General features: G+C 64.0%; 27 protein-coding genes and 1 tRNA gene. 20 read left to right on the plus strand and 8 right to left on the minus strand.

Annotation, left to right across the window (positions count from 1 at the left end):
* Together ACTS1Z_RS00995 and ACTS1Z_RS01000 are read right to left on the minus strand one after the other, a co-directional pair.
* Positions 1-243 (minus strand): nucleoside deaminase (locus ACTS1Z_RS00995; RefSeq protein WP_442622568.1); only part of this gene is annotated, 243 nt, incomplete at its 3' end.
* An 85-nt stretch (positions 244-328) separates the two neighbouring features.
* Positions 329-586 carry a hypothetical protein gene (locus ACTS1Z_RS01000; RefSeq protein WP_442622569.1) on the minus strand — a complete coding sequence of 86 codons (258 nt, stop codon included), beginning with the start codon at positions 584-586 and terminating at the stop codon, positions 329-331.
* 151 nt (positions 587-737) lie between these two features.
* On the opposite strand from ACTS1Z_RS01000, the gene rpmB reads away from it, so the two are divergent.
* The gene (rpmB, locus tag ACTS1Z_RS01005; protein ID WP_442622570.1) at positions 738-1,022 is read left to right on the plus strand and encodes a 50S ribosomal protein L28; all 285 of its coding nucleotides are present in this window, start codon (positions 738-740) and stop codon (positions 1,020-1,022) included.
* Between the two features lie 211 nt (positions 1,023-1,233).
* Positions 1,234-1,305, plus strand: a tRNA-Ile gene (locus ACTS1Z_RS01010).
* 46 nt (positions 1,306-1,351) lie between these two features.
* Here ACTS1Z_RS01010 and ACTS1Z_RS01015 read toward each other — a convergent pair.
* Entirely contained in the window at positions 1,352-2,347 is a 996-nt protein-coding gene (locus ACTS1Z_RS01015; protein ID WP_442622571.1) for an esterase-like activity of phytase family protein, read from the minus strand.
* A 195-nt stretch (positions 2,348-2,542) separates the two neighbouring features.
* Between ACTS1Z_RS01015 and ACTS1Z_RS01020 the strand changes: the two genes are divergently transcribed.
* Positions 2,543-2,983, plus strand: a complete 441-nt coding sequence (locus tag ACTS1Z_RS01020) for a hypothetical protein (RefSeq protein ID WP_442622572.1) — start codon at positions 2,543-2,545, stop codon at positions 2,981-2,983.
* A gap of 299 nt (positions 2,984-3,282) precedes the next feature.
* Here ACTS1Z_RS01020 and cobT read toward each other — a convergent pair whose 3' ends face one another.
* The 3 genes from cobT to ACTS1Z_RS01035 form a co-directional block, all read right to left on the minus strand.
* Positions 3,283-5,112, minus strand: a complete 1,830-nt coding sequence (cobT, locus tag ACTS1Z_RS01025) for a cobaltochelatase subunit CobT (RefSeq protein WP_442622573.1) — start codon at positions 5,110-5,112, stop codon at positions 3,283-3,285.
* A 219-nt stretch (positions 5,113-5,331) separates the two neighbouring features.
* Entirely contained in the window at positions 5,332-6,339 is a 1,008-nt protein-coding gene (gene cobS / locus ACTS1Z_RS01030; RefSeq protein ID WP_442622574.1) for a cobaltochelatase subunit CobS, read from the minus strand.
* Between the two features lie 25 nt (positions 6,340-6,364).
* The gene (locus ACTS1Z_RS01035) at positions 6,365-6,901 is read right to left on the minus strand and encodes a J domain-containing protein (protein ID WP_442622593.1); all 537 of its coding nucleotides are present in this window, start codon (positions 6,899-6,901) and stop codon (positions 6,365-6,367) included.
* Positions 6,902-6,995: 94 nt separating this feature from the next.
* Between ACTS1Z_RS01035 and ACTS1Z_RS01040 the strand changes: the two genes are divergently transcribed.
* Positions 6,996-7,289: a BolA family protein gene (locus tag ACTS1Z_RS01040; RefSeq protein WP_442622575.1), complete on the plus strand. Its 294-nt coding sequence runs from the start codon at positions 6,996-6,998 to the stop codon at positions 7,287-7,289.
* Positions 7,290-7,302: 13 nt separating this feature from the next.
* On the plus strand, positions 7,303-8,199 hold the full coding sequence (locus ACTS1Z_RS01045) for a pirin family protein (RefSeq protein WP_442622576.1): 897 nt from the start codon (positions 7,303-7,305) through the stop codon (positions 8,197-8,199).
* 2 nt (positions 8,200-8,201) lie between these two features.
* Here the strand turns inward: ACTS1Z_RS01045 and ACTS1Z_RS01050 are convergent, their stop codons facing one another.
* Positions 8,202-8,939, minus strand: coding sequence for an aspartate/glutamate racemase family protein (locus tag ACTS1Z_RS01050; RefSeq protein WP_442622577.1), 738 nt, complete (start codon positions 8,937-8,939; stop codon positions 8,202-8,204).
* 46 nt (positions 8,940-8,985) lie between these two features.
* Between ACTS1Z_RS01050 and ACTS1Z_RS01055 the strand changes: the two genes are divergently transcribed.
* Both ACTS1Z_RS01055 and ACTS1Z_RS01060 read left to right on the plus strand, forming a co-directional pair.
* Positions 8,986-9,870 (plus strand): alpha/beta fold hydrolase, encoded by an 885-nt coding sequence (locus tag ACTS1Z_RS01055; protein WP_442622578.1) that lies wholly within the window; start codon positions 8,986-8,988, stop codon positions 9,868-9,870.
* Between the two features lie 254 nt (positions 9,871-10,124).
* A complete protein-coding gene (locus ACTS1Z_RS01060) occupies positions 10,125-11,219 on the plus strand; it encodes an EAL domain-containing protein (RefSeq protein WP_442622579.1) in 1,095 nt (364 codons plus the stop codon).
* A 9-nt stretch (positions 11,220-11,228) separates the two neighbouring features.
* Here ACTS1Z_RS01060 and ACTS1Z_RS01065 read toward each other — a convergent pair whose 3' ends face one another.
* Positions 11,229-12,269, minus strand: a complete 1,041-nt coding sequence (locus ACTS1Z_RS01065) for a DUF2332 domain-containing protein (RefSeq protein WP_442622580.1) — start codon at positions 12,267-12,269, stop codon at positions 11,229-11,231.
* Positions 12,270-12,316: 47 nt separating this feature from the next.
* Between ACTS1Z_RS01065 and hisG the strand changes: the two genes are divergently transcribed.
* From hisG to ACTS1Z_RS01130, 13 genes are all read left to right on the plus strand, one after another.
* Positions 12,317-12,979 (plus strand): ATP phosphoribosyltransferase, encoded by a 663-nt coding sequence (gene hisG / locus ACTS1Z_RS01070; protein ID WP_442622581.1) that lies wholly within the window; start codon positions 12,317-12,319, stop codon positions 12,977-12,979.
* Positions 12,972-14,264: a histidinol dehydrogenase gene (hisD, locus tag ACTS1Z_RS01075; RefSeq protein WP_442622582.1), complete on the plus strand. Its 1,293-nt coding sequence runs from the start codon at positions 12,972-12,974 to the stop codon at positions 14,262-14,264. Before hisG ends, hisD begins: the two co-directional genes overlap by 8 nt.
* Positions 14,265-14,284: 20 nt before the next feature.
* Complete coding sequence (locus tag ACTS1Z_RS01080; RefSeq protein ID WP_442622583.1) at positions 14,285-14,809, plus strand: DUF1993 domain-containing protein; 525 nt, start codon at positions 14,285-14,287, stop codon at positions 14,807-14,809.
* Positions 14,809-15,255 carry a transcription antitermination factor NusB gene (gene nusB / locus ACTS1Z_RS01085; RefSeq protein ID WP_442622584.1) on the plus strand — a complete coding sequence of 149 codons (447 nt, stop codon included), beginning with the start codon at positions 14,809-14,811 and terminating at the stop codon, positions 15,253-15,255. The genes ACTS1Z_RS01080 and nusB overlap by 1 nt, the downstream gene beginning before the upstream one ends.
* A 65-nt stretch (positions 15,256-15,320) precedes the next feature.
* On the plus strand, positions 15,321-16,262 hold the full coding sequence (gene thiL, locus ACTS1Z_RS01090; protein ID WP_442622585.1) for a thiamine-phosphate kinase: 942 nt from the start codon (positions 15,321-15,323) through the stop codon (positions 16,260-16,262).
* A gap of 162 nt (positions 16,263-16,424) precedes the next feature.
* A complete protein-coding gene (locus ACTS1Z_RS01095; RefSeq protein ID WP_442622586.1) occupies positions 16,425-18,527 on the plus strand; it encodes a sodium-translocating pyrophosphatase in 2,103 nt (700 codons plus the stop codon).
* A gap of 439 nt (positions 18,528-18,966) precedes the next feature.
* Positions 18,967-20,211, plus strand: coding sequence for a GNAT family N-acetyltransferase (locus tag ACTS1Z_RS01100; protein ID WP_442622587.1), 1,245 nt, complete (start codon positions 18,967-18,969; stop codon positions 20,209-20,211).
* Positions 20,198-21,064: a cupin-like domain-containing protein gene (locus tag ACTS1Z_RS01105; RefSeq protein ID WP_442622588.1), complete on the plus strand. Its 867-nt coding sequence runs from the start codon at positions 20,198-20,200 to the stop codon at positions 21,062-21,064. The genes ACTS1Z_RS01100 and ACTS1Z_RS01105 overlap by 14 nt, the downstream gene beginning before the upstream one ends.
* A 107-nt stretch (positions 21,065-21,171) precedes the next feature.
* Positions 21,172-21,390 (plus strand): translation initiation factor IF-1, encoded by a 219-nt coding sequence (infA, locus tag ACTS1Z_RS01110; RefSeq protein ID WP_299323886.1) that lies wholly within the window; start codon positions 21,172-21,174, stop codon positions 21,388-21,390.
* Between the two features lie 15 nt (positions 21,391-21,405).
* Complete coding sequence (locus tag ACTS1Z_RS01115; protein WP_442622589.1) at positions 21,406-21,987, plus strand: Maf family protein; 582 nt, start codon at positions 21,406-21,408, stop codon at positions 21,985-21,987.
* Positions 21,980-22,984 carry a ribonuclease E/G gene (locus tag ACTS1Z_RS01120; RefSeq protein WP_442622590.1) on the plus strand — a complete coding sequence of 335 codons (1,005 nt, stop codon included), beginning with the start codon at positions 21,980-21,982 and terminating at the stop codon, positions 22,982-22,984. Before ACTS1Z_RS01115 ends, ACTS1Z_RS01120 begins: the two co-directional genes overlap by 8 nt.
* A gap of 63 nt (positions 22,985-23,047) precedes the next feature.
* Entirely contained in the window at positions 23,048-24,142 is a 1,095-nt protein-coding gene (locus tag ACTS1Z_RS01125; protein ID WP_442622591.1) for a hypothetical protein, read from the plus strand.
* 1 nt (position 24,143) lies between these two features.
* Positions 24,144-25,193: a phosphotransferase gene (locus ACTS1Z_RS01130; RefSeq protein ID WP_442622592.1), complete on the plus strand. Its 1,050-nt coding sequence runs from the start codon at positions 24,144-24,146 to the stop codon at positions 25,191-25,193.
* Positions 25,194-25,311 lie beyond the last annotated feature (118 nt).

Here is a 25,311-nt window from a genome sequence, read left to right on the forward strand (position 1 = left end):
CAGTGTGACCCACAAATCGCATCCGTCGAGGCGCCCGGTCCCGCGCGCCCCGAGCGCCGTGCGAATCGCACGCATCTCGGCATGGTCCGTCGGGTCGCCGCTCGCGCGCATCGCATTGGCCGCTTCGGCGAGAATCTCGTCGCCGCACGTCACGACCGCGCCGACAGGCACTTCGGACACCGCAGCCGCCTGTTCGGCCAAGGTCAAAGCTCGTCGCATCGGTTCGGGCAGCGGGAAAGACATCGCGCCGTCCATAAAAGCGAAGCGGCGGCAAGGCAAAAGCCCGGCCGCCGCTCCAGCTTTTTGACGGTTTCAACTCGTCAGATCGTTACTCTTCGCTCGCATCCGCCGGATCGACGTCGATCGTCGGCACTTCGACCTGCTGTTCCTCGGTCGAAACGTCGATATCCGGCACCGTTACGGTTTCCTCGGTCGTTCCGACATCGACATCTGCCGTGTCGACGTCGAATTCGGGCATATTGCCTTCTTCGACCTCAACTTCCGGCAGTTCGCCTTCTTCGGTCTGTTCCACGTCGCAGGCAGCGAGCGGGGCAGCCATAATGGCGAGTGCAAAAGCGATACGCATCTTATTTTCTCCTTCGTATGGAATCGCTTCATCAACCGGTCAGGCGGGCAAAGGTTCCGTAAACGGCAATACTCCACCCGCTTGACGATATGACCGTTTGTGGCTATCTGCGCCGCTTTCCGGGAAACCCCGAGATTTCAGGATTGAGACTATGTCGCGGATTTGCGAACTGACCGGCAAGGGTCGGCTGGTGGGAATGAATGTGTCCCACGCGAACAACAGAACCAAGAAGACGTTTCTGCCCAACCTGCAGAATGTCACGCTGATGTCCGAAACGCTCGAGCGGAGCTTCAAATTCCGCGTATCGACCAGCGGCCTGCGCTCGGTCGAGCATGTCGGCGGACTGGACAAATGGCTGCTCAAGACGTCGGACGATAAGCTGAGCGCGAACGCGCGCAAGGTGAAGCGCCAGATCGCGGCCAAACAGGCGGCGTAACGCCGCGGCCGTCGGCCGCGCACAGCGAAAAAGAGGGTTAAGAAACGGCGGTAGCCTTACAAGGCTGCCGCCTTTTTCGCGTTAAGCGGCTATTTTATTTGCGGAATTCGGGGTCGAAACATCGCCCGCGCATGTCCCGGACCGGGACAGTGATTTCGTACGCCAATAATAGTATTGATTTATCTCCGGAATAGAAGAATTCTATGGGCTCGGGCGGGTAGCTCAATCAGAGCGAACCGCAGATTACGGTTAGATGCAGGTGAAACTCCTGCCCTGCCCACCAGATTTCCCATGACATTCCAACCACGAATAGGCGCCCCCAGGGCGGCCTATTCGTCGTCCAGCGCGAACCGCAGTAGCAACGTCCGCTGCAGCGGATTGAAATTGTCGTCCGACGCCATCCAGATGATAGTCCGCCCCTCGCGCTCCTCGACGACGAGCGCCTCCATATTGTCGATCGTCATCGGCGGATCGAAACGCGCGATCGGCGTGCCGGTGAGGATCGCGCCGTCCTGCAGCTCGCCGAGCTCCACGAGCGACAGGATGACGGACACGCCTTCGAGCACGCTGAAAAAGCGGTTGAGGACGAGCAGCCGGCCGTCCGGCAGGAGCGCCGCGTCCGTGATCCGATATTCGGCCGGCGGACTATAGCCAAGCCGGACCGGCGCTTCGCCGGCAACGCTCGGATCGCTTGCGAAAAGTAGGACCTCGCGGGAATCGCCCGGCCCGTTCCCGGCCTCCGAAAAAACGAGAAACCGTCCATCGTCGAGCCGGACCATCGCCTCCGCGCCGCCATTGTTCGGCCAGTCGTCCATCGCCTCGGGCGCGTTGTTCGCATCGGAGGCGGAGAATTCGCGATCGTAACGCCAGAAGCCGTTGGCGCGCTCGAACGCAACCCAGTAGCGCCCGGTCTGCGGATCGAAGGCCATCGCCTCGGCATCGCGATCACGCTTCTGCACATCGCCGCCGCCCTCCGGAATCGGTCCGGCCGGCAACATGCCGATATCGGCCCGGCTGATCGCGCCCGCGTCGTCGAGCGCGAAGCGGAACACGCCGCCCGCATCGCCGATCGCGACGAAACCGTCGCCGTCGCGCGCCATCGCCGATATGCCGCCGAAATCCGGATCCTCGCTGCTCAGCACCCAGCCGCCCAGATAGCGTAGAGCCCCGATCTCCCGATTATCGGGTTCGGCCGATCTGAGCGGCACCGGCTCGGCGTAGATTGCGAACGGCCCGCCGGCCGGCTCGCTCTGGATTTCGGTAAACACCAGCGCCGAGCCCGCGACGACGAAGATGGCGATGGCGGCGGCGATGCGGCGAAACATGGCGGCCTTCTATCATCCGCCGGCAATCCCGCACAGCGGAAAGGCGCCGCAATCTGAACGCCGGACAACAGCCCCGTTCAGACAAGGTTCCGCTAACCATTGCCATAAGGCATCTGTCGACGGGCGCTGCATGGACGCAAACAGAAACCGCCACGCCGAATGCAACTGCTTGGGAAGACATTTGGAGATTTCGAAATGGCTCTGAAGAAAATTACCTTGGCCGCCACCGCCGCCTTCGGCGCGATGCTCGTTCCCGCGGCCGCGCATGCCGGCGACGGCTATTATGACGACGGCTATTATGAGAGCCGGTACGACGATCGCTACGACCGGTACGACCGGCGTTACGATCGGTACGACCGCCGCTACGACCGGCGTCATTATCGCCGCGGCGATTATTATGACGGCCGGCGCTATGGCCGCCATTATCGCGACCGGCGCTATTACCGGGGCCGCTGCCGCGACAATGGCACGGGCGGCACGATCATCGGCGGCATCGCCGGCGCCCTGCTCGGCCGCGAAATCGCACGCGGTGAACGCCGGGGCCGCTACGGACGGCGCGGCGACGGCACGGCCGGCGCGATCATCGGCGGCGTAGTCGGCGGCCTGGCAGGCCGGGCGATCGACCGGGACTGCTAAACCGACAGCACAAATTTTTCAGTCTAATCCTCGGGTTGCGTATCGAGGATGAGGGGGCCGGTGCGCGTATCTGCACCGGCCCCCGAATTCATGGAGCGCAGGAGCATATCGTGCCTTCCGCTGTCCCCGCAAAGACGGAGACCCGGCACAGACATTCGACCACACGCCCGCTAAGTTGACAAAGTAGACACACAGCCGGCCATTCGCCCGTTCCCTACCCTGCCTCAAAGACCGGCGCACCGACGATCAATCGGCATCGAGCAGATCGCACTTTTTCCAACATTGCAAGCAGGGCGGCGCTAGCGCGGCGCCTCGTCGAACAGGCTCGCAAGCTGCTCGACCATCGTCCCGCCGAGCTGCTCGGCATCCATGATCGTCACGGCGCGCTCGTAATAGCGCGTCACGTCATGGCCGATACCGATGGCGACCAGCTCCACGGGCGAGCGATTCTCGATCCAGGCGATGACCTGGCGCAGATGCTTTTCGAGATAGCTGCCGCTGTTCACCGAGAGCGTCGAATCGTCGACCGGAGCGCCGTCCGAGATCACCATCAGAATCCGGCGTTCCTCGGGCCGGGCGATCAGCCGCTGATGCGCCCATAGCAGCGCCTCGCCGTCGATATTCTCCTTGAGCAGCCCTTCGCGCATCATCAGCCCTAGGCTCTTGCGCGCCCGGCGCCACGGCTCGTCGGCCTGTTTGTAAACGATATGGCGAAGATCGTTGAGCCGACCGGGATGGGCAGGGCGACCGTCGGCCAGCCATTGTTCGCGCGCCTGCCCGCCCTTCCAGGCCCGGGTCGTAAAGCCGAGAATCTCGGTCTTCACGCCGACCCGTTCCAGCGTCCGCGCCATGATGTCGGCGGAAATGGCGGCGATCGAAATCGGCCGGCCGCGCATCGAACCCGAATTGTCGATCAGCAGCGTCACCACCGTATCGCGAAACTCGGTATCGGTTTCGATCTTGTAGGACAGCGAATGCGCTGGATTGACGACGACGCGGGAGAGCCGCGCGGCATCGAGTAGCCCCTCTTCCTGGTCGAAATCCCAGCTACGTAATTGCTGCGCCATCAGGCGGCGCTGGAGCCGATTGGCGAGCTTGGTCACCGCGCCCTGCAGATGGACGAGCTGCTGATCGAGATAGGCGCGCAGCCGCGTCAACTCCTCGTCGTCGCACAGCTCGGTCGCCGCGATCATCTCGTCATATTGGGTCGTATAGGCATGATAGTTGAATTCGGGCGTCAGCTCGCTGAACGGGCGGTTGGGGCGGACCGGCAGCATGCCCTCCTCGCCTTCGTCCATCGGATCGCCGTCCATGTCGCTGAATTCGTCGTCGAGCGAATCGCCGTCGCCCTCATCGCCTTCCTCGTCGGACTGTTCTGCGCGGGCATCGGCCTGGGATTCGGCACCGGCATCGCCCTCGTCGGACTCGTCCGTATCGCCCTCGTCCTCGTCTTCGCCTTCATCCTCCTCGCCACCGTCGTCCGCATCGTCGGGCTGCATATCGCCGTCGATCAGGTCGAGATCCTCGAGCAGGCGCGTCGTGAGCTCCGCGAAACCGCGCTGATCGTCGAGCAGCATTTCGAGCGCATCGAGGTCGGCACCGCCCTTCTCCTCGATCCAGTCGCGCACGAGATCGACGCCTGCTTCGGCGCGTTCGGGCACCGCCTGCCCGGTCAAGCGCTCGCGCACCATCAGCGCGATGGCCGAGGCGAGCGGCACCTCGTCCCGGTTGCGCGCCTTGGAAATGGGATCGGATTTCAGCCGGTGACCGAGCGCTTCGGCCAGATTTTCCTTCACGCCCGCATAGCGCCTGGCGCCTAGCGCCTCGACCCGCGCCTTTTCCACGGCGTCGAAGGCCGAGCGCGCGATGGCTTCCGTCGGCCGGCCCGAGGCATGCACATCGTCGTCATGATAGCGCAGCATCAGCGCCGCGGCATCGGCGAACCCGCGCGCTTCGGCGACCTGGTCCGGCGGCAGCGCGCGCGAGGGCATGGGCACCTTGATGTGCCGCCCGTTCGAGATCGGAAGATCGGCGGTAAAAGCAAGTTCGACTTCGGGATCCTCGGCCATCGCCCGCGCACAGCCGGCAAGCGCGGCCTTCAGATCGTCGAGGGGGTTAGGGTCGGTCATAACACTACTTCCCTTCTCCCTTGATGGGAGAAGGATACGCAGCCTTGGCGACGAAGGAGCCCTAGGCGCAGTTGGATGAGGGTGATGAGCGAAGCGAAGCTCCGCGCGGTTGCCGTGCAACCGCTACCCCTCTCCCAGCTTCGACTAGGCGGCATAGCCGCCAAGTCTGCACAACCCTCTCCCGCAAGGGGAGAGGGATGAGAGGGGGCAACTATCACGCTACTCGGCACTCCCCACAACGCTTTCCGGCAGGTCCGTATTGAACACGCGCTGATAATATTCGGCGACCAGCGGGCGTTCGGCTTCGTCGCATTTGTTGAGGAAGCTCAGCCGGAAGGCGAAGCCGATATCGCCGAAGATCGCCGTATTCTGCGCCCAGGTGATCACGGTGCGCGGGCTCATAACGGTCGAGATATCGCCGGCCATGAAGCCCTGGCGCGTCAGATCGGCGACCTTGACCATATCCTCGACGGTCTTGCGACCTTCTTCGGTATCGAATTGCTCGTTCTTGGAAAGCACGATCTTCGCTTCGGTCGCGGCGGGCAGATAGTTCAACGTCACAACGATGTTCCAGCGGTCCATCTGCCCCTGGTTGATCTGCTGCGTCCCGTGATAGAGGCCCGTCGTATCGCCGAGGCCAACGGTGTTGGACGTCGCAAACAGGCGGAACCAGGGATTGGGGCGGATCACGCGGTTCTGGTCGAGCAGGGTCAGCTTGCCGTCGGCCTCCAGCACGCGCTGGATCACGAACATCACGTCGGGACGGCCCGCATCATATTCATCGAAGACGAGCGCAGTCGGCGTCTGCAGCGCCCAAGGGAGCAGGCCTTCGCGGAATTCGGTGACCTGCTGGCCGTCACGCAGCACGATGGCGTCGCGGCCGATCAGGTCGATCCGGCTGATATGCGAATCGAGGTTGATCCGGACGCACGGCCAGTTGAGGCGCGAAGCGACCTGTTCGATATGGGTCGATTTGCCCGTACCGTGATAGCCCTGGATCATCACCCGGCGGTTGTGCGCGAAGCCCGCGGCGATCGCGAGCGTCGTATCGGGATCGAAGACATAGCTTTCATCGCGGTCGGGCACGCGCTCGTCGGCCTCGCTGAACGCCGGCACTTCCATATCGGAGTCGATGCCGAAGACCTCGCGCACATTCACCATCAGATCGGGCTCGGCCATGATCGGTTCGGTGCGGCTGTCGGGCTGCGTATTGGCGATGGTGTTCATTCTACGTCCTGTCGTTCGGCCCGCATCAGGAGAAAGCGGGCGAGTCCTTGAGTTGCGTATAGGCGTCGATGACGCGCTGCAACATCTTCTCGCGGCTCCGGTCGCCGCCATTCTTGTCCGGATGATATTGCCGGACCAGCGCAGCGTAGCGGCGCCGTAGCGTCTTTCGGTCGCTGTTCGCGTCGAGCCCGAGGATCTGCAAATTTTCCCGATCACGGTCAGTCAGCGGTTTGCCGTCCCGCCGCGGCGCGCGCACGCCGGTGCGGAAGCGCGCGCCGATCGCATCGAGCGGATCGGTGAAATCCTGCCAGCGCGGCGTGGCGCTCGCGCCATTGGCAGCGAAGGCGCGCGTCTCGCGCTCCCAGCCCGACCAGGGCCGTTGCTGGCTGTGAATCTCTTCCTCGCTCATCCCGTCGAAATAGTCGTAGCCGGCGTTGAACGCGCGGACATGATCGAGGCAGAGCAGATAATAGTCGCCCGGCCCGTCGAACCCGCCCCGGCGATGGCCGCTCTTGGGCGCGCGGAATTCGCCCGGCTCGACACAGCCCGGATGATCGCACATCCGTTCGCTGTCATCGATCCGGCCATGGAATTTTTCGTGTCGCGCGCGCGAGGCCAAGGGTGCTCCTTTCGTCCAGCCTGTCTATATAGGTGCCATGAACCAAGAATCGAAAGGGCCCGTTGCGGCCGAGATCGAAAAGCGGCTGACCGAGTCACTCGGGCCGATCCATCTGCGCGTGATCAACGACAGCGCCCAGCATCGCGGCCATGCCGGAGACGACGGCAGCGGCGAATCGCATTTCACGGTCGAGATCGTGGCGCTGCAGTTCGAGGAGATGAGCCGGATCGAGCGGCAGCGCGCGGTCAACACAGCACTGGGCGACCTCATGAAAGAGCGTGTGCACGCCATGCAGATCCGCGCCAAGGCGCCGAGCGAATTGCCCGAGTAGGGAAAGACCGACAATGACCGAACCGATCCTCGAGACGATTACGCCGACGAGCCACGATCTGGGCGGCTTCAAGGTGCATCGCGCACTCCCTGCCAAGTGCCGCACCATGGTCGGCCCGTTCGTCTTCTACGACGATGCGGGGCCGGCGACGTTCGGCCCGGGCGAGGGCATCGACGTGCGCCCGCATCCGCATATCGGGCTCGCGACCGTCTCCTACCTGCTCGACGGGCGGATCATGCACCGCGATTCGCTGGGCACGGAACAGGTGATCGAGTCGGGCGCGGTCAATCTGATGACGGCGGGCAAGGGCATCGTGCACTCCGAACGAACGGTCGAGGGCGACCGCGATATCGAAACGCGGCTGAAACTGATCCAGACCTGGCTGGCCCTGCCCGATGGCCGGGAGGACATCGAACCGGCCTTCGAACATGTCGCCAAGGCGGACCTCCCGAAGATAGACGGCGATGGCGCCACGGCGCGAATCATCATGGGGTCGCTCTGGGGATCGCGCGCGCCGGTGACGACCTATGCCGAAACGATCAACGCCGATATCCGGCTCGATGCGGGCGGCAGCCTGCCGGTCGACGCCGATGCCGAGGAACGCGCGCTCTATATGACGTCGGGCGACGCGACGCTCGACGGGACGCCGCTCGACGGCCAGACGCTCTACGTGCTGAAACCGGGTACGACTGCTACGCTGCGGTCGGAGAATGGCGCGCAGGTAATGCTGTGCGGCGGCGAAGCCTTTGCGACGAAACGCCATGTCTATTGGAATTTCGTTTCGTCGAGCAAGGAGCGGATCAGCCAGGCCGTCGAAGACTGGAAAGCCGAACGTTTCCCAGTCGTGCCCGGCGACAGCGAGGAGCGGATCCCGATGCCCGGCGAACCCAAAACGAACAGCGACACCTGACCCTAGCCGGAGATCGGCCCGCCCCGCCATTCGGGCATCGGGCGCGCGCCAATCGCGACCTCTACGGCCGCCGCCGCCAGCAAGCGCGTGGAATCGATGACGGGCAATGCCGAGTTATCGTCGTTCAGCACGATCGGCAGTTCGGTACAGACCAGAGCGACCGCATCGCAGCCCTTAGCGGCGAGCGATTCGATCTCCCGCTGCAGGAATTCGGTCTTCGAAGGCTCGAATACGCCCATGCAAAATTCGTCCATGATCGTATCGTGGATGACCTTGCGGGCCGCTTCACCCGGTATCGCGCGGTCGATCGAACGGCGCGCCATCGCGCCTGCATAGACCGGCCCTTCCATAGTCCAGTTCGTGCCGAGTATGCCGACCTTCTCGTAGCCGCGCTCCTGCGCGACATCGCCGACGACCTCGGCGATATGAAGACAGGGTATCGCGAAATCCGGCCCAGGCGATTCCAGTGCGATATGGGCGGTATTATCGGGGAGGACGAAGAAATCCGCCCCGGCGGCCGCCACCGCAGCGGCGTCTTCGGCGAAGATGGTGCGCAGCGCCGGCAGGTCCATCCGGTCCCAATAGTCGAGCGAATGATAGATGGCGCGGCCCGACATGGTGATCGTCGGATGGTTATGTTTGCCGAGCCGCGCGATTCCTTCGAACACCGCCGTCCGGTAACAGAGCAGCGCGCCCTCCGCGCTGTGCATCACGATGCCGATATGCCTTGTCTCTCCCATGCGCGCCTCCCTTGCATTTCCAACGGTCATTGCCGATGGACCGGGCATGAAGGATTTCCCGCAGTCCCGGATCGCGCTGTCGACCGGCGTGACGCTGAACGTCGCCAGCGCCGGGCCGAAGGATGGCGATCCGATCATCTTTCTGCACGGTTTTCCCGAATCCCACCGAACCTGGCGCTATCAGTTCGATGCCCTATCGGCGACGCATTATTGCTTGGCCCCCGACCAGCGCGGCTTTGCGAAGTCCGACAAGCCGGAGGGCGTCGAGAATTATCGGCCGCAGAAGATGATTGCGGATGTCCTCGCGCTCGCCGACGCCTTCGATATCGATACGTTCACGCTCGCCGGACACGACTGGGGCGGCGCCATCGCCTGGGGCACGGCGCTCGGCCATCCGGATCGCGTGAAGCGGCTGATCATCGCCAATGCGCCGCATCCGCTGATTTTCCAGAAAGCGCTGATCGAGGATCGCGACCAACGTCTGGCTTCGGCCTATGTCCGGGAATTCCGCAAGCCGGAGCATGACGCGTTCGTCGAAGAGCACGGCCTCGCCGCTTTTCTCAAAAAGACCATGAACTGGCAACGCTCGCCGGCGCTCGAGGACAAGGAACGCGACATCATGCTCGAGGACTGGGCGCGGCCGGGCGCGGCGATCGCGATGCTCAACTGGTATCGTGGCTCTCCGATGATCGTTCCCGAAGCCGATGAAGAGGTCGAACGCCCGGCCTTTCTCGATGCGCCCTTCCCTCGCCTCGAAATGCCCGTGCTCGTCACCTGGGGGATGCAGGATCATGCGCTGCTGCCCGGGCAGATCGAAGGCCTCGACGAGATTATCGACGATCTGACGCTGGTGAAGATCGATGCCGGCCATTTCGTGCCCTGGGAAGCGCCCGATGCGGTGACGACGGCGATCGAGAACTGGCTGGCCTGACTGCAATTCGTCGTATCCGTCGAGCGATCTGACGCCGACTGTGGATAGTAACCATAACAGCCATTGTACGCGCAGTTTCCTTCATCCAAGTCTTTGCAAATATTTGGTTTTGAGTCTGGGCAGCTCAAGAAGCGAAACTGCGTCGGCTTCTGAAAAAGGGGGGATCACGGAGCCGCCGCCTCAGTTGGAAAGTGAATGACGTGCCCCAACCCCGCATCATGTTCTTGGAAGACGAAGAGACGTTATCGCGGTCTTTGCAAGACACTCTGGAAGAGGCCAATGTTTCCGCGGCCTGCATCGCGTCGCCGGAAGATCAGTCCGCAGGACTTGCTTTCGGGCCCGATATGATCGTCGTCAGTCCGGAGACAGGTGCGAAGGACGCCTTCGGGCTGTTCGAGAAAGCCGCGCGGACAGCACCGTCGGTGCCTTTCATCCTCGGGTCGAGCAACAATCCGGCCCTGACTCGCCATATCGGCGATGCCGCCCGCCGGAACGCGCGCCGGGTGATGGCCAAGATCGACCGTCCCTATTCGATACGTGCACTGACCGATATCGCCGACACATGCACCCCGCGCGAACCGTGTGCGGAGCTTGGGGACGAAGCGCTGATCGAAACGTTGATACGCACCGATAGACTGATCCCCAACCTGTCGGTGGAATTTCAATCGAAGCACAATCTGAAAACCAATGCGATTGTCGGTTTCGAAGCATTGACGCGACTGCGCCCGCGACGGGCCGTCAACCCTGAAATGATCTTCTCGCAACTGGTCGATGTCGATGTCGAACTCGCGGCAACGGAGATCGTAATCGACATGTCGGCCCGCTTCGGCGCGGCCTTGCAGAACGCCGGACGGGCACACACCGTATCGCTCAACTGCAGCGCGGCCGTGTTGGCCCATGACGGATTTATCCAGCGGCTGAAGACCGCGATCCGGCGTCATCGCATATCTCCGCGGCGGCTGATCGTCGAAATCACCGAGGATTCGCGGCTGGCCGATTTCGATACATTGACCGGGAAGATTCAGGCGCTCGAACGTCTGGGCGTCGGCATCTCGATCGACGATTTCGGGACGGGCATGGCGAATCTCGATCGTGTATCGCGCCTGCCTTTTTCCGAACTCAAGATCGACAAGAGCATTTTCTGGGCCTGCGCCGAAGGGCGCCTGCCAATGTCCATGCTGACCGGCATTCTCGAATTCTGCCGCAGCCGCCGTACCAAGTCGGTGATCGAAGGCGTCGAGACACAGACGCAGCTCGCGCACGCGAAACTGCTCGGCGCGGACTATGGACAGGGCTTCTATTGGGGGCGGGCCGCTCCACCTCAGTTTCTCGTTCCGGTCTGGCGATAAGGGCGAAGGTTAACCCAGCCAGTCGATCCAGCTCACATGCGGATGGGTATTGGCGAGATGCAGATCCTCGCCCGCCGGCCATAGCTTCAGGCGCAATTCGATGGCGCCGGTTTCGCTGTTCGTCTCCAGCGACAGCCAGCCGAAGGGCCGCTCCGCGCTCGCCTCGGCGGCTGCGTTTCCAACCGCAGACCGGATGCGCTGCTTCTGCTGCTCCGGAAAATATTGGAAGGCGATGGTGTGGTAGAGGATGCGCATCACGCCGTCCGCCTGCCTGTGTGCCAACCGCTGCTCGGTCCAGTCGGCTGCTTCGCCAGCGACTACAGGCGGCGTGAAGGCGCGGGCGAGCCGGATCGCCTTTTCCGCGCGGTCTATCCGTTCGGGCTGGTCGGGCCAGATATAGGCAACGAGCCGCTCGGCGGCTTCGGGCGTCGAAAGATAGATGGGGCTGCGGTCGACGCCGCTCTGGGTGATGATATCGACCGGTGCGTCGGGCGGCGCGCTACCTTTCCATTCGGGCGCGAGCAGCAGCGGCGAGGTCGGCTCGCCGGTTTCCACGCCGCCCAGATCATAGCGATAGCGGTTGAGGTTGAGGACGAGGCCCGCGCTGGCCCCGAGTTCCAGCAGGTCGATCGGCAGCGCATAGCGGTCCGCAGCCGTCATGAGCCCCGCCATGACAGCCGCCGCCCGGCTCACTTCGTTGGTTTGCGGCGGCAGATCGAGCCAATGCGCGAGTTCTGCGTCATGCGTGCCAAGCGCCTGCTCGACCGCCGGCCCGACCGGCCGCTCGCCGCGATAGGCGGCAGTCAGGTCCGCGTCCTTCCCGGCTCTGGCCAGCGCGTGGAGCCCGCCTGCCAGCCGCAGCGTCACATTATCGGCATTGCTGCGCGGATCGCCGTCCCAGTCGAGCAAACGCCGCCCGGTCTCGGTGCTGCGGTCGATCTTCTCGGCCACCGTATCTAGAATATCGGCCGTCAGTTCCGACCCCAGGCCGCGGCAAAAGCGTGCCTGATCGCGAAACGCCTGGCGAATTTCTGACTCTTTGTCGGGCACCCCTCTAGCTTGCCCGTACGACCGCCCCCAAGTAAAGCGCGCATCCCATGAGCGCAGATGTCATCTTTGCAATCCCCAAGGGACGGATACTGGACGAGGCCCTGCCGATCCTCGCGGAAGCCGGAATCGTGCCCAATGACGATTTCCACGACAAGAATTCGCGCGCACTGCGCTTCGGAACGAACAATCCGGATATCGATATCATCCGCGTGCGCGCCTTCGATGTCGCGACCTTCGTCGCGCACGGCGCGGCGCAGCTCGGCATCGTCGGCTCCGATGTGCTCGAAGAATTCCGCTACTCGGAGATTTATGCGCCGGTCGATCTCGATATCGGCCATTGCCGCCTCTCGGTCGCCGAGCCGGCTGACCTCGCCGCCTCCGACGATATCCGCGACTGGAGCCATATCCGCATCGCGACCAAATATCCCAATTTCACGCGCCGCCATTTCGAGGCGAAGGGCGTGCAGGCCGAATGCGTGAAGCTGAACGGTGCGATGGAGATCGCGCCCGCGCTGGGCCTGACGCGGCGGATCGTCGATCTCGTCTCGACCGGCGGGACGCTGAAGGCCAATAATCTCGTCGAGGTCGATACGCTGTGCGAAGTCACGTCGCGGCTGATCGTCAACCGCGCAGCGTTCAAGACGCGGCCCGAGATACTCGCGCTCGTCGAGCGGTTCCGCGAAATCGTGGGCGACAAAGCCGATGCTTAGGCTCTCCGCTTCCGATAATGATTTCGCCGCACGGTTCGATGCACTGGTCGAAGCGCGGCGCGGGTCCGACCCGGACGTCGCGCGCGACGTGGCGGCGATCATCGCCGATGTGCGCGAACGCGGGGACGTAGCCGTTAACGAGTACACGCGGAAATTCGACGGCTTCGATCCGGCCTCGCTCGATCTGGAGATCGCCAAGGAGCAATGCTGCATGGCGCTGGACGGGCTCGACGCCGATCTGCGCGAAGCGCTGGCGCTCGCGGCTTCGCGAATCCGTGCCTTTCACGAGAAGCAGAAGCCGCAGGACAGCGAAACGACCGATGCGGCGGGCGTGCGCATGGGATCGCGCTGGTCGCCGGTGGAAACGGCCGGCCTCTACGTCCCCGGCGGGCGGGCCGCCTACCCGTCCTCGCTGCTGATGAACGCGATTCCGGCGCTCGTGGCGGGGGTCGAGAATATCGTGATGGTGACGCCGACGCCGGGCGGCGAGATCAACCCGCTGATCCTCGCAGCCGCCGAAATCGCCGGTGTCCAGCGCATCTTCCGCATCGGCGGCGCGCAGGCCGTCGCCGCCCTCGCCTATGGCACCGAAACGATCCCGCGCGCCGACGTGATCGTCGGCCCCGGCAACGCCTGGGTCGCCGAAGCGAAGCGGCAGCTGTTCGGCACGGTCGGCATCGACATGGTCGCCGGTCCGTCCGAGATCGTTATCGTCGCGGATAGCGAGAACGATCCCGAATGGATGGCCGCCGACCTGCTCTCCCAGGCCGAGCATGACCCCACCAGCCAGTCGATCCTCTTCACCGACGATGCCGGCATCGCCGATGCCGTCGCCGACGCGGTCGACCGGCAGGTCGCCGAACTCGCCACGGCCGAAACCGCGCGCGCGAGCTGGGACGCCAATGGCGCGATCATCCTCGTCGAAAATCTCGAAGACGCAATCCCGTTGTGCGACCGGCTGGCACCCGAACATCTCGAACTCGCCGTCGCCGATCCGGAGCCCCTGTTCGCCCGCGTCCGCCATGCCGGATCGGTGTTTCTCGGCCGGATGACGCCCGAAGCCGTCGGCGACTATGTCGGCGGACCCAACCATGTCCTACCTACCGGTCGCCGCGCGCGTTTTTCGTCGGGGCTTTCGGTGCTCGACTTCATGAAGCGCACGAGCTTTCTAGAATGCGATGCGGCGGGGCTGCAGGCGATCGGTCCGGCTGCCGTGCGGCTGGCCGAAGCGGAAGGGCTGCCCGCCCATGCGAAGTCCGTCGCCATACGCTTGTCCGACACATAACCCGGTATCAGGAGACGATCATGAGCTTTTCCCTGTACGATGCGATCATTCCCGGAAATCTGCAGATCATCGGCTCGGTGTCCGGGCTGGTCGACAAGGCGGTCGCTTTTTGCGCGGACAACGACCGCGCTGAGAGCGATCTCATCCAGGCCCGGCTGGCCGAGGACATGCTGCCCTTCTCCTATCAGGTGAAATCGGTCGCCGAACATTCGCGTGTCGCCATCGAAAGCGTGCGCGCCGGCAATTATTCGCCCGATACCGGCGCGCCGCCGGACAGTTTCGAGGCGCTCAAAGCCAAGCTGGCCGACGCCGCCGCGATGCTAGAAGCGCTCGATCCGGCCGAGATTGACGGTTTCATCGGCAACGACATGCAGTTCTCGTTCGGCGAAATGGTCATGCCGTTCACGGCCGAGAATTTCCTCCTGTCCTTCGCCCAACCGAATTTCTATTTTCACGCAACGACGGCCTATGCGATCCTGCGGGCCGAGGGTGTACAGATCGGCAAGCGCGATTTTCTCGGTCAGGTCCGGATCAAGACGGGCTGATGAACGCCCGCGCCCAATCCCGTTCGGCCGCGCGGCTCGCCGCCGTGCAGGCCCTCTATCAGCAGGAGATGGAGGGCACGCCGCTCGCGCGTCTGCTCAAGGAGTTTCACGATCATCGCTTGGGCGCGATCATCGAGGATATCGCGTTCGCGGACGCCGAAGTCGATTTCTTCGACGATGTGGTTTCGGGGGTAAACGCCCGGCGCGCCGAGATCGACGATATGATCGCGGCCAAACTCGCCACGGGCTGGACGCTCGACCGGCTGGACCGCCCGCAGAAACAGATATTGCGCGCGGGCACCTACGAGCTGCTGGCGCGCAAGGATGTGCCGGTTGCCGCGATCATCGGCGAATATGTCGATGTCGCCGATGCCTTTTACGAAAAGCGCGAAAAGGGCTTCGTCAACGGACTGCTCGACGCGATTGCCAAGGATGTACGTGGTTAACGGCCTCTGAAGCGGCCGCGAATTTGAGCGGATATCGCACGATATTTCTGCTAGCGACTATCGCGATGAGCGGGGAATCGGACTTTATCGGCCAATTGCGGGCGCTCGCCACGCATCCGGGGGCACGGGGCCTGGAAGACGATGCGGCGACGCTGATCCATGCCGGGCGCACGCTCGTACTCACCCATGACACGATCGTCGAGCATGTGCATTTCCTGCCCGAAGACCCGGCCGATACGGTCGGCTGGAAGCTGGTTGCCGCGAACCTGTCCGATCTTGCGGCCAAGGGCGCGAAGCCGGTCGGCGCCTTGATGTCCTACGATCTGTCCGGCGATACGGCGTGGGACAGCGGTTTTATCGACGGCCTCAGCGCGGCGCTGGTGAGGTTCGACTGCCCGTTGATCGGCGGCGATACGGTGCGCAGTCCGGCGGGTTCGGCCCGGCATTTCGGCATGACGGCCATCGGCGAGGCCGATATCGTCCCGGCGCGCGGCGGCGCGGCGCCGGGCGACGATCTCTGGGTCAGCGGCACGCTCGGCGATGCCGGGCTCGGCCTCGCGATCGCGAAAGGCGAACTCGAGGGCGCGGACAGCCTGCTCGAGGCCTATCGCCGGCCCGTCCCACGGCTCGAACTCGGGCGGAAACTTGCGCCGCTCGTATCGGCCATGATGGACCTGTCCGACGGCTTGTTGGTCGACGCGCGGAGAATGGCCGAAGCGAGCGGCGTGGCGATCGTCATCGAAACCATCGACGTGCCGCTATCGCAGGCTTTCGTGGATGCGCGCGGCGACACCCGCGAAACCTCGATCGAAGCGGCGACCATGGGCGACGATTATCAGCTGCTCTTCGCCGCCGCGCCGCGCTCGCGCAAACATATCGAGATGGTTGCCGAGGAGATCGGCGCGGAGATCCATTGCGTCGGGATCGTCGAAGAAGGCGCGGGCATTACCCTGCAGGAAGGGGGCCGCCCGGTGCCGCTGCCCGAGAGCCTCGGCTGGGAGCATTGACGCAACCGCCGCAAAGGGCGACGGCGATCATTCGACTTGCACTCAACCGCCCACTGCCTCTATAGCGCGCGCAACTCCGCGATACGCCCGATTCCGGGCGTTTCTTTCTATGCGGGAAACCAAACTCACAGGGGGTTCTGACCCAAAATGCCTATTGATCCGATGACACTCGTTATCGTGGCCATTGGCTGCGGCCTTCTCGCCGTCGTCTATGGCTTCGTAACCAGCCGCCAGGTGCTCGCCGCATCCGCCGGCAATGAGCGCATGCAAGAGATTGCCGGCGCCATCCAGGAAGGCGCAAGCGCCTATCTCGGCCGCCAGTATCGTACGATCGCCATTGTCGGCGTTGTCGTTGCCGCGCTCGTCTTTTTCTTCCTCGGCGGCCTTTCGGCGGCCGGTTTCGTGCTCGGCGCGGTGCTGTCCGGCGTGGCCGGCTATATCGGGATGAACATCTCGGTCCGCGCCAATGTCCGCACGACCCAAGCGGCCTCCAAAGGCCTGCAGGACGGCCTGACCGTGGCGTTCCGCGCCGGTGCGGTGACGGGGCTTCTCGTCGCCGGTCTCGCGCTGCTTTCGATCGCCGTCTTCTTCTATGTGCTCGTCGGCACCCTCGGCGAGGAAGCGAACAGCCGCACCGTGGTCGACGCGCTCGTCGCGCTCGCCTTCGGCGCCTCGCTGATCTCGATCTTCGCGCGTCTGGGCGGCGGCATCTTCACCAAGGGTGCCGACGTCGGCGCCGACCTGGTCGGCAAGGTCGAAGCCGGTATTCCGGAAGACGATCCCCGCAACCCCGCCACGATCGCGGACAATGTCGGCGACAATGTCGGCGACTGCGCGGGCATGGCGGCCGACCTATTCGAGACGTACGTTGTGACCGTCGGCGCAACGATGGTGCTCATCGCGTTGCTCGTCGGCGCTGGCGCATCGCTGCTCCCGCTCATGGCGCTGCCGCTCGTTATCGGCGGTGTCTGCGTGATCACGTCGATAATCGGCACCTATTTCGTCCGCCTCGGCTCGTCGCAGAGCATCATGGGCGCGCTCTACAAGGGCTTCATCGTGACGGCTGTGCTGTCGGCGATCGCGCTCTTCTTTGCGACGCAGGTGACCGTCGGCGACATGTCGGCGACGCTCGGCACGGTGAATGACACGGCGATTACCGGCATGAACCTGTTCTGGTGCATGCTGCTCGGCCTCGCCATCACCGGTATCATCATCTGGATCACCGAATATTATACGGGCACCGGCTATCGCCCGGTCCGCTCAATCGCCAAGGCGTCTGAAACGGGCCATGGCACGAACGTGATCCAGGGTCTCGCAGTCAGCCTCGAGGCAACCGCTCTGCCGACCATCGTGATCTGCATCGGCATCATCGTGTCGTACCAGCTCGCGGGCATCATCGGCATCGCTTTCGCCGCGACCTCGATGCTGGCGCTCGCCGGCATGGTCGTCGCGCTCGACGCATACGGCCCGGTTACCGACAATGCCGGCGGCATCGCCGAAATGTCCGAGCTCGATGACGAGGTGCGCAACCGCACCGATGCGCTCGACGCGGTCGGCAACACGACCAAGGCCGTTACCAAAGGCTATGCCATCGGCTCGGCCGGTCTGGCCGCGCTCGTGCTGTTCGGCGCGTATACGGAGGACCTTAGGCTCTTCTTCGGCGACGTCACCGTCGATTTCTCGCTGAGCAATCCGTACGTGATCGTCGGCCTCTTCCTCGGCGCGCTTCTCCCGTACCTGTTCGGTGCGATGGGCATGATGGCCGTGGGCCGTGCCGGCGGCGCGGTGGTCGAAGAGGTGCGTGGCCAGTTCCGCGACAATCCGGGCATCATGGAGGGCACGAGCCGTCCGAACTATGCGCGCACCGTGGACCTCGTCACCAAGGCGGCGATCAAGGAAATGATCCTGCCGAGCCTGCTTCCGGTGTTCGCGCCGATTGTGGTCTATTTCGTGATCACGGCCGTCGGCGGCCAGGCCAACGGCTTCGCCGCGCTTGGCGCGCTGCTCCTCGGCGTGATCGTCTCCGGCATCTTCGTCGCGCTGTCGATGACAGCCGGCGGCGGCGCCTGGGACAATGCCAAGAAGCATATCGAAGACGGCAATCACGGCGGCAAGGGCTCCGAAGCCCACAAGGCTGCGGTGACCGGCGATACGGTCGGCGATCCCTACAAGGATACGGCCGGCCCGGCGGTGAACCCGATGATCAAGATCACGAACATCGTGGCGCTGCTGCTGCTCGCGGCCCTGGCGGGCGGGGCGCATTAATTTGTCAGACTCAACCTAGCGGTTGAGCGCGGCACCGACCCACTCCCCCTCCCGACCTCCCATGAGTGTACCCTATTTGGGAGGTCGGGAGGGGGAGTGGGCCGGTGCCGCGCCTGAGGCGAAGCCGAAGGTCTGATAAAAAACAGCCCGTCCGGAGCGATCCGGGCGGGCTTTTCATTGGGCAGGCGGCGTGTCGTTCGCGCCACACCGGGCTCACGTGCAATTCTTGCAATTGCGTCAGAAATGTTGCAACTAGCGCTTTCCTGAACCTTGGCCCTGCTGGATTCGTCCGGCGGGGCTTTTTCTTTGGCCAGCATGGTTTCCGGGCAGCATGGCCGACATGGTTTGCAGATTAACCGTCTATGCTAACCGCGCTCTTCAAAAAGGATTTAACCTCACCTGCCTATACACCGGCACAGCAGGAGCCGGAGAGCGATACATGTATGCGGGTCAATCCATATCGATACCGTCGGAGACGACCCTCGCTTCGCGGCGAAACCAGCTCGGCGCACCGCCGCGCCCGGTCAGCGCGACCGAAGAACTGAATCTCGCCTGTACCTTCCAGACACCCGAATCCCTGTCCGCGAGCATCACCGCCCAATGGTCGGTGCTCGCCGATCAGGCCGCCGAGCCCAATTGCTTCGCCGAACGCTGGTTCCTTCAGCCCTCGCTGGCGATGCTCGCCGAGCCCGACACGGTTAAACTCGCCGTCGTCACATCGACAAGCGGGCTGCTCGTCGGCCTCATCCCGCTGATAATCGAAGCGGACTATGGCCGCATCCCGATCCGCTACGTGCAGAACTGGACGCACCATCACAGCTTTCTCGATGCGCCTCTGGTCAGGCGCGGCATGGAGGAGCGCTTCTGGCAGATCCTGCTCGAAGCGCTCGACGAGACCGACTGGGCGACGGGACTCCTCCATATCCGCGGCCTGCCCGCGGACGGGCGCATCGTGCGCGGCCTGGAACGGGCGAGCGCCGCGCTCGGCCGGCCCTGCGATATCGTCCATCGCACGCGCCGCGCCCTGCTGCGCAGCGGCAAGACGCCCGAAGACTATTGGGCGGACAATGTCCGCAAGAAGAAGCGCAAGGAGATCGGCCGGCTCGAAAAGCGGCTCACCGATCAGGGGGCGGTCCGCTACGCAACGCTCGAGGCAGACGAGGATGTCGCACCTTGGATCGACGCATTTCTGGCCTTGGAGAGCAAAGGCTGGAAAGGCGAGAACGGCTCGGCGCTGGCCTGCGAGGCAACGCTCTCGAAATTCTTCGAGATCGTGGCGACCGGCGCGCATGCGGCCGGCAAGCTCGATTTCCACCGGATCGAGCTGGACGGCACGCCGATCGCGATGCTCGTCAATTTCCTGACGGCACCGGGCGGCTTTTCGTACAAAATCGCATTCGACGAACGCTATGCGCGCTATTCGCCGGGTATCCTCGTCGAGCGCTATAATCTGAAGATCCTGGAGCGCCGCGATATCGACTGGCTCGATAGCTGTGCGGAACAGGGCCATTCGATGATCGACAGCCTGTGGGCCGAACGCCGCGATATCGTCCGCGTGTCCGTGCCGCTGGGCGGTCGCCGGAACCGGGCGGTTTTCCGCGCCTGCCGGTCCGCCGAAGACATGGCGTCGCGAGCGCGCGGGATCGCCGGAAAGATGAAGGGTGCCGACAATGGCCGCGACTGAGGCGATCTTCACCGACAATGCCCGCGTCACATTGCGTGCTGCCTACCCGGAAACGCCCGCGCTGGTCGATCACCGGCTCACCGAGCACCCGCTGCTCGACAATGCGGCGCTCGCCGAACTCGCCCGCTCCATGCGGCCCGAGGACGTCGAGTATAATCGCGGCGACCTGCCCGTCGGCATCGATCCGGCCGATGTGCCCGATAACGGGCTCGGCATCATGGAGACGCTGGAGAATATCGAAACCAATGGTAGCTGGATGGTGCTCAAATTCATCGAACAGGCACCGGCCTATCGCGACCTACTTCACGAGACACTCGCCGAAATCGAGCCGATCGTACGCGAGATCACGGGCCAGATGATGAATCCCGAAGGATTCATCTTCGTCTCGTCGCCCGGTGCGGTGACGCCGTATCACATGGATCCGGAACACAATATTCTGCTGCAGATTCGCGGCAGCAAGACGATGACCGTATTCCCCGCCGACGACGAGGAACTGGCGCCGAGCGAGGCCCATGAGGCATTCCACGAAGGCGGGCATCGCAACCTGCAATGGCGCGACGATTTCGCCGCGCGCGGCAGAGCGTTCGAGCTGACCCCCGGCAAGGCGATCTACGTACCGGTGAAAGCGCCGCACTGGGTCAAGAACGGCCCGCAGGCCTCGCTGTCGCTCTCGATCACCTGGCGTTCGGAATGGGTGTATCGCGAGAAATATGCCCGCACGTTCAATGCGACGCTGCGCCGTCTCGGTCTCAATCCCGCCCCGCCCAAACGCTTTCCGCATCAGAACCATGTGAAGTCGCTCGCCTGGCGCACGATCGACAAGGCGCGCCGCACTCTGACCCGCCAATCCTGACATTCGCGCGGCCGGATGGGAACGATTGCCGCGATTCAGCCAATCCCTTCCCTTTTCCGCGGCTTGCCGCTATGGCGGCGCGGATTTTCGGCACTATATGGACGGATATGGCTAAAGAAGAACTGCTCGAGATGCGCGGCCACGTGATGGAATTGCTGCCCAACGCAATGTTCCGCGTCAAACTCGAAAACGATCATGAAATACTCGGCCACACGGCCGGCAAGATGCGCAAGAACCGTATCCGCGTGCTCGTCGGCGACGAAGTGCTCGTCGAGCTGACGCCCTACGACCTCACCAAGGGCCGTATCACCTATCGCTTCAAATAAGCAGGCCGCGCGCCGGTGCGCCAAAAACGATTAGTCCTCGCCTCCGCCAGCCCGCGCCGCAAGGAGCTCCTCGCGCGGATCGGTGTCGAGCCGGATACAATCGACCCCGCCGATATCGACGAGACGCCACACAAGGGCGAGCTGCCGCGCGACTATGCGATGCGGATGGCCGCTGAGAAGGCAGCAGCGGTCGCGCCGCGCCATGCCGGATCGCTTGTGCTGGCCGCCGATACCGTGGTGGCGGCGGGGCGCCGGATATTGCCCAAAACAGAAGACGAGAGCGACGCGCGCAATTGCCTGACCTTGCTCAGCGGGCGGCGGCATCGTGTGCTGTCGGCGGTGACACTGGTCGATGCCGAGAGCCGTGCACGCCACAAGCTCTCGACGACCATTGTCACCTTCAAACGCCTGACCGACGCCGAGATCGCGAGCTATCTCGCGCGCGGCGAATGGCGGGGCAAGGCGGGCGGCTATGCGATCCAGGGCTTTGCCGAAAGCTGGGTGCGCTTCCTCTCGGGCAGCCATTCGGGGGTAGTGGGCCTGCCGCTCTACGAGACCCGGACACTGCTCGAAAGCGCAGGATACGGCCTTGGCTGAATGGCTCTACGAGGACGGCATCGGCGAGGCGCGCGCGGCGCTTGTCGACGGCGATGCGATCCTCGAAGCCGGTATCGAGCCCGAAGATGCCGGACTGCAGCCTGGCGCGGTTTGCGAAGCGCGGCTCGTCGAGATTCTGCCGAGCCGTCGGGCCGGGCGACTAGAGCTGCACGGGGGCGAAGAGGCTCTGCTGGAGCCGCTGCCAGCCGATGTGACCGAAGGTCAGAGCCTGCGCGTCGAGATCGTTCGCAGCGCGATCCCCGAACCGGGCAAGCGTAAAGTAGCGAAGGGGCGGATAGCGGCTCAGGGACGAACCGCATCACCCGCGCCGAGCCTGCTCGATCGGGTGAAAGCGAGCGGTATCCCCGTGCGTACGCTTGCCAGTCACGAATCCGATGCGCTGGAAGCGGCGGGCTGGTCCGAACTCATCGAACAAGCGGCAACCGGTGCGGTCCCCTTTCCCGGCGGCGCGCTGCGCATTGCGCTGACGCCGGCGATGACCGTCATCGATGTCGACGGCGCGCTGGCTCCCGCCGAACTGGCCAAGGCCGGCGCCCGCGCGTCGGGTGAAGCGATCCGGCGGCTCGATATTGGCGGGTCCACGGTGATCGATTTGCCGAGCCTGTCCGCGAAGGCGGACCGGCAGGCCGCCGCCGAAGCGCTGGACGCCGCGCTGCCCCAGCCTTTCGAACGGACTTCGGTCAATGGCTTCGGCCTCTTACAGGTCGTCCGCAAGCGCGTCCGGCCATCGCTGCTCGAATATGCGCACTATGAGAGCGCGGCGACGGCGGCGCGCGCCTTGCTGCGCCGTGCCGAGCGCGCGACCGGCTCCGGCACGCGCACGCTCGCGGCCCATCCCGCCATCATCGCCCAGCTTGAGGCGCAGCCGGATTGGCGTGCCACGCTGGAGCGTCGCATTGGGGCAGACGCCGTACTCGCCGCCGATCCCACGCTAGGTCTGTGGGGCGGACATGTAAGCGCCGCCCATCCAGCGTGATATTTGCGCGCTGCCGATAATGTGCCAACGTCGCCGAAACAGAAGCTCTAGGGAGAGATAACAATGCTGACCAAGGGCGACGATTTCCCGCTGCACCAGACGCCGGAGCCGATGGCGGTTTCGGGTACCGACCGGAATTTCTACGACCGCTATTTCTTCAACGGGTATAGCGACGACGGCAGCCTGTTCTTCGCCGCCGCCATGGGCCTCTACCCGCAGCTGGATATCATCGATGCGAGTTTCTGCCTGCTGATCGACGGCGTGCAGCATAATATCCGGGCCTCGCGCAGGATGGGATCGGAGCGACTCGATCTCGAAGTCGGGCCCATTCGCGTGGAGATCGTCGAGGCGCTGGAAAAGCTGCGGCTGATCGTCGCGGACAATGATAGCCCGGTCACCGCCGATATCACCTTTGCCGCGCGCCACACGCCGATCGAGGAACCGCGCTTTACCCGCCGCAACGGCCCACGCATGTTCATGGACTATACGCGCATGACACAAAGCGGCAGCTGGACCGGGACGATCAGCCACAACGGTCAGGACCATGTCCTTGCCGCCGACAGGCATTTCGGCACGCGGGATCGGAGCTGGGGCATCCGCCCGGTCGGCGCGCCGGAATCCCAGCCGCCGCCCACTGGCAGCCTGCCGCAATTCTACTGGCTCTGGGCGCCGCTGAACTTCACAAATCACGCGACCTTCTTCCACACCAATGACGATGCAGAGGGTGCCGGATGGAACCGCCGCGCCGTCATCGATGCGCTGGACAGCGAACCTGCCGACTATGACCGCACCGAATATACGGTGCACTACGCCGACGGCACGCGCCGGGTTGCCTCGCTCGACGTCTCGCTCGATCCGGGCGGCGATGCGCGGCTGCTGATCGAACCGGCGGGCCCCGATTTCCATATGTCGGGCCTTGGCTATACCCACCCGGTCTGGGGGCATGGGATGGACCATGGCGAACTGGAAACCGCCTATGACACGATCGAGGCGGGCGCGAACCCGCACGAACAGCTCCACTGGCATATCCAGGCATTTTCGCGCGCCACGCTGACCCTCGATGGCGAAGAGCATAGCGGCCATGGCGTGCTCGAACAGCTGCTGATCGGGCCGCATGCGCCGAGCGGCTTCGCCGGCCTGCTCGACCCCGCCGCCTGACATGAACGTCATCCCGACCCGGCCGGAACAGTTCAGCACCGCATGGCTCGAAGAGAAACTCGGCGCCCCGTCCGGATCGCTGACCGGCTTCGCGCACCAGACCATCGGCACCGGCCAGATGTGCGACAGCTTCCGGATTACGCTCGACTGGGACGGGCATGACGGCCCAGCCCATATCGTCGCCAAATGCCCGAGCACCAACGATCAGAGCCGGCATATCGCCAAGACGCTGCGCAACTATGTGCTGGAGATAAGCTGGTATCGCGATCTTGCCGATGAAATCCCGGTCGACTGCCCGCCCTGCTATCATGCCGAAATCGCCGACAACGAGGTCGATTTCGCGCTGCTGCTCGGCGATATGAACCCGGCCCGCCAAGGCGATCAGCTCGAGGGCGCCAATATCCCGATGATCGAGGCGGCAATTGCAGAGGCCGCGAAACTCCACGCGCCGCTATGGAGTTCGCCGCGCCACGCCGATTATGGCTGGCTCGGCTTCGGTTCGACGAACAAGGAGCTGGTCCGCACGCTTCTTCCCGGCCTTTATGAGGGGTTCAAGGACCGGTATCGCGGGCGGCTCGACGCGGACATCTTCGCGATGGGCGACGCGTTCATCGCGCGGCTTGACGATTATCTCGACCAGCCGCTCGCCGCGCGCACCATCGTCCATGGCGATTTCCGTATCGACAATCTGCTCTTTCATCCCGAGACCGGCGCGGCGACGGTCGTCGACTGGCAGACGGTCGGCCTCGGATCCGGCCCGACGGACATTGCCTATCTGATCGGCACGAGCATCGCCGACCCGGCGGTGCGCAAGGCCGAGGAGTTCCGCCTGCTCGACGACTATGCCGCGCAGCTGCGCGCACAGGGCGTGGAAATCGCGGACGAAGACTGCCGCACGGCCTATCGCCGCGGCAGTTTTTCCGGCTTCGTCATGGCAATCTTCGCCTCGATGAATGTCGAACGCACCGAACGCGGCGACGAGATGTTCGCCGTCATGGCCGAACGCCCGGCGCAGCAGATCCTGGATCTGGAGGGTCTGGGCAGTTTTTGATCGGCAGACCTCTTTGTCAGACCCTCGCTAAAGCTTAGGCGCGACACCGGGATTCTTTTGTCAGAACATTGCTGTTGCAATGTCGCGGCACCGGCCCGCTCCCCCTCCCGACCGCCCA

It is taken from the genome of Parasphingopyxis sp. (assembly GCF_052168295.1).
Lineage (GTDB): Bacteria > Pseudomonadota > Alphaproteobacteria > Sphingomonadales > Sphingomonadaceae > Parasphingopyxis.

Coding starts and splice junctions, on each gene's coding strand:
- ACTS1Z_RS01000 (WP_442622569.1), bottom strand. CDS start 586: ATGCGTATCGCTTTTGCACTCGCCATTATGGCTGCCCCGCTCGCTGCC.
- rpmB (WP_442622570.1), top strand. CDS start 738: ATGTCGCGGATTTGCGAACTGACCGGCAAGGGTCGGCTGGTGGGAATG.
- ACTS1Z_RS01015 (WP_442622571.1), bottom strand. CDS start 2,347: ATGTTTCGCCGCATCGCCGCCGCCATCGCCATCTTCGTCGTCGCGGGC.
- ACTS1Z_RS01020 (WP_442622572.1), top strand. CDS start 2,543: ATGGCTCTGAAGAAAATTACCTTGGCCGCCACCGCCGCCTTCGGCGCG.
- cobT (WP_442622573.1), bottom strand. CDS start 5,112: ATGACCGACCCTAACCCCCTCGACGATCTGAAGGCCGCGCTTGCCGGC.
- cobS (WP_442622574.1), bottom strand. CDS start 6,339: ATGAACACCATCGCCAATACGCAGCCCGACAGCCGCACCGAACCGATC.
- ACTS1Z_RS01035 (WP_442622593.1), bottom strand. CDS start 6,901: ATGTGCGATCATCCGGGCTGTGTCGAGCCGGGCGAATTCCGCGCGCCC.
- ACTS1Z_RS01040 (WP_442622575.1), top strand. CDS start 6,996: ATGAACCAAGAATCGAAAGGGCCCGTTGCGGCCGAGATCGAAAAGCGG.
- ACTS1Z_RS01045 (WP_442622576.1), top strand. CDS start 7,303: ATGACCGAACCGATCCTCGAGACGATTACGCCGACGAGCCACGATCTG.
- ACTS1Z_RS01050 (WP_442622577.1), bottom strand. CDS start 8,939: ATGGGAGAGACAAGGCATATCGGCATCGTGATGCACAGCGCGGAGGGC.
- ACTS1Z_RS01055 (WP_442622578.1), top strand. CDS start 8,986: ATGAAGGATTTCCCGCAGTCCCGGATCGCGCTGTCGACCGGCGTGACG.
- hisG (WP_442622581.1), top strand. CDS start 12,317: ATGAGCGCAGATGTCATCTTTGCAATCCCCAAGGGACGGATACTGGAC.
- hisD (WP_442622582.1), top strand. CDS start 12,972: ATGCTTAGGCTCTCCGCTTCCGATAATGATTTCGCCGCACGGTTCGAT.
- ACTS1Z_RS01080 (WP_442622583.1), top strand. CDS start 14,285: ATGAGCTTTTCCCTGTACGATGCGATCATTCCCGGAAATCTGCAGATC.
- nusB (WP_442622584.1), top strand. CDS start 14,809: ATGAACGCCCGCGCCCAATCCCGTTCGGCCGCGCGGCTCGCCGCCGTG.
- thiL (WP_442622585.1), top strand. CDS start 15,321: ATGAGCGGGGAATCGGACTTTATCGGCCAATTGCGGGCGCTCGCCACG.
- ACTS1Z_RS01095 (WP_442622586.1), top strand. CDS start 16,425: ATGACACTCGTTATCGTGGCCATTGGCTGCGGCCTTCTCGCCGTCGTC.
- ACTS1Z_RS01100 (WP_442622587.1), top strand. CDS start 18,967: ATGTATGCGGGTCAATCCATATCGATACCGTCGGAGACGACCCTCGCT.
- ACTS1Z_RS01105 (WP_442622588.1), top strand. CDS start 20,198: ATGGCCGCGACTGAGGCGATCTTCACCGACAATGCCCGCGTCACATTG.
- infA (WP_299323886.1), top strand. CDS start 21,172: ATGGCTAAAGAAGAACTGCTCGAGATGCGCGGCCACGTGATGGAATTG.
- ACTS1Z_RS01125 (WP_442622591.1), top strand. CDS start 23,048: ATGCTGACCAAGGGCGACGATTTCCCGCTGCACCAGACGCCGGAGCCG.
- ACTS1Z_RS01130 (WP_442622592.1), top strand. CDS start 24,144: ATGAACGTCATCCCGACCCGGCCGGAACAGTTCAGCACCGCATGGCTC.